The organism is Arthrobacter sp. 2YAF22_2, from assembly GCF_052114645.1.
GTDB lineage: Bacteria > Actinomycetota > Actinomycetes > Actinomycetales > Micrococcaceae > Arthrobacter.
In genome coordinates this window covers 1-2611 of the sequence record NZ_JBFRFD010000498.1, presented here as the reverse complement: position 1 = coordinate 2611, position 2611 = coordinate 1, and the positions used below count along the sequence as shown (strand labels likewise).

At 64.5% G+C, this 2611-nt stretch carries 2 protein-coding genes and 1 pseudogene; all 3 read left to right on the top strand.

Features of this window, described 5'->3' with window-relative positions:
* Window positions 1-939: pseudogene (locus AB4Y86_RS16430) on the top strand (amino acid transporter); the annotation flags it as partial.
* 252 nt (window positions 940-1191) lie between these two features.
* A complete protein-coding gene (locus tag AB4Y86_RS16425; RefSeq protein WP_441403245.1) occupies window positions 1192-1290 on the top strand; it encodes a potassium-transporting ATPase subunit F in 99 nt (32 codons plus the stop codon).
* Between the two features lie 7 nt (window positions 1291-1297).
* Window positions 1298-2611: potassium-transporting ATPase subunit KdpA (gene kdpA, locus AB4Y86_RS16420; protein WP_441403244.1), on the top strand; the 1314-nt coding region annotated here is incomplete at its 3' end.

Here is a 2611-nt window from a genome sequence, read left to right as displayed (position 1 = left end):
GTCTATGACATCAGCACTATCGCCATCCTGTGGTTCGCCGGCGCCTCCGCCATGGCGGGGCTGCTGAACCTCGTGCCCCGGTACCTGCCCCGCTACGGCATGGCCCCGGGGTGGGCCCGGGCCGTCCGCCCCCTGGTGCTGGTATTCACCCTCATCGGATTCCTGATCACCTGGCTGTTCAACGCCGACGTCGATGCTCAGGGCGGGGCCTACGCCACAGGCGTCCTGGTGCTGATGACCTCCGCCGCGGTGGCCGTGACATTTTCCGCGCGGCGGGGAAAGCAGCACAAGCGCACAGTCGGTTTCGGTGTCATCGCCGTCGTGTTCATTTACACCACCGTAGCCAACGTCATTGAACGGCCCGAAGGCATCCGGATCGCGGCTTTCTTCATCGTCGGAATCATCGTGATTTCGCTGCTTTCACGAATCCGGCGTTCCTTTGAACTCCACGCCACCCATGTCCATCTGGACCGGCAGGCGCTGGAGTTCGTCTCCGAGGTACTCGACGGACCTCTGGGCATCATCTCCCATGAACCTCTCCGCCTCACCGCGGAGGCGTACCGGAACAAGCTGGACTCTGCCATCGAGGTCAGCCACCTGCCCCTGGACCAGCAGGCGTTGTTTCTGGAAGTGATCGTGGACGATTCCTCCGACTTCGAAACCGAGCTCGAGGTGAAGGGCGTAACCCGGCACGGGTACCGGATCCTGGAAGTCCACGGGCCGGTCGTGCCGAACACCATCGCCTCCGTATTGCTGCACATTCGGGACGTCACGGGCCTGATGCCGCACATCTACTTCCGCTGGACCGAGGGAAACCCTGTCACCAACCTGCTGCGCTTCCTCGCGTTTGGGGAAGGCGAAATCGCACCCGTCACCCGCGAAGTGCTCCGCGAAGCCGAACCCGATGTAACCAGGCGCCCCTGGGTCCACGTCGGCTGATCGCCGCGCACGTTAAGGCGACGTCAAGGACGTCCCTCCGGGCGTTAAGAATCCATCAGGAACCGGCCATTTCCGCCCGCAGCGGAGTTGACTTTCAGTAGCCCCGCAAACGGGGCGGCACTGAAAGGAACCTGCAATGGCCGATGTGGCTGTGATCGGAATCTTCATGGTGTCCATGGGGTTCGTCATGTGGATCGGCCACGTGCTGGCCGGGATGGTCGGCGCCCCCGATGACCGGCCGGAGGGCGAACAGTGAGCGCCGACGCCATCATGTGGCTCGTCCTGCTGATCGCCGGACTGGCCCTCTTCGGCTACCTGCTCGCCGTCCTGATCCATCCGGAAAAGTGGTGAGCGGATCATGACCTTCAACATTGCATCCTTTGCTGCCCAGGTGGCGGCACTCATCCTCGTGCTGGCAGCACTGCACAAGCCCCTGGGCATCTGCCTGGCCCGGGTTTTCGACGGCACGACGTCCAGCCGGCCCGAGCGTTTGTTCTACCGGCTCGCCGCGATCGACGCCGGCGCCGACCAGACCTGGTCGGTCTACCTGCGCAGCGTCCTGGTGTTCTCCGCCGTCTCCATCCTGGCCGTGTTCGGCCTCCAGCGGCTGCAGGGCGTCCTGCCGGGCAGCGGATCGCTGCCCGGCGTGGATCCGTGGATTGCCATGAACACGGCCATTTCGTTTGCCACCAACACAAACTGGCAGACCTACGTACCCGAGACGACAGTCGGGATCTTCGTACAGATGACCTCGCTGGCCGTGCAGAACTTCCTCTCCGCCGCGGTCGGCATCGTCGTCGTCGTCGCTCTCATCCGGGGCATTGCCCGCACCAGGACGCAGCGGCTGGGCAATTTCTGGGCGGACCTGGCCAGGACCTCCTTCCGGATCCTGCTGCCGATCGCGTTCGTCGCGGCAGTGGTGCTGGTCCTTGGCGGCGTGGTGCAGAATTTTTGGCCGACCAACCTCACCAACCAGGTTTCCGGGATCAGCCAGAGCATTCCCGGCGGACCTGTCGCGTCCCAGGAAGCCATCAAGGAACTCGGGACCAACGGCGGCGGCTACTTCAATGCCAACTCCGCCCACCCGTTCGAGAACCCCAATGCCTTCACCAACCTCTTTGAGGTAATCCTGCTCCTGCTCATCCCCTCGGCGCTGCCCTACGCCTTCGGCCGGATGGTCGGGGACCAGAAACAGGGCTACACGGTCGCCGCTGTCATGGGTACCCTGTGGCTGGCATCGGTTTCCCTGATGGGTTGGGCCCTCTCCACCGGCCAGGGAACCGCGACGACGGCGGCCGGCGGACTGGGCGAGGGCTTTGAACAGCGCTTCGGCCCCGCGCCAAGCGCGATCTTCGCCACCTCCACCACGCTGACCTCCACCGGGGCGGTCAACGTCGCCCACGATTCGCTGCCGCCGCTGGCTGGCGGGGTGGCCATGGTCAACATGATGCTCGGCGAAATCGCCCCCGGCGGGACCGGATCCGGGCTCTACGGCATGCTGATCCTGGCCATCATTTCCGTGTTCATCGCCGGCCTCATGGTCGGGCGCACCCCCGAGTACCTGGGCAAGAAGATCGGCCCGATGGAAATGAAGCTGGCCGCGATGTACATCCTCGTCACCCCGACCGTTGTCCTGGCCCTGTCCGGCATCACCGTCCTGTTACCTGATGCC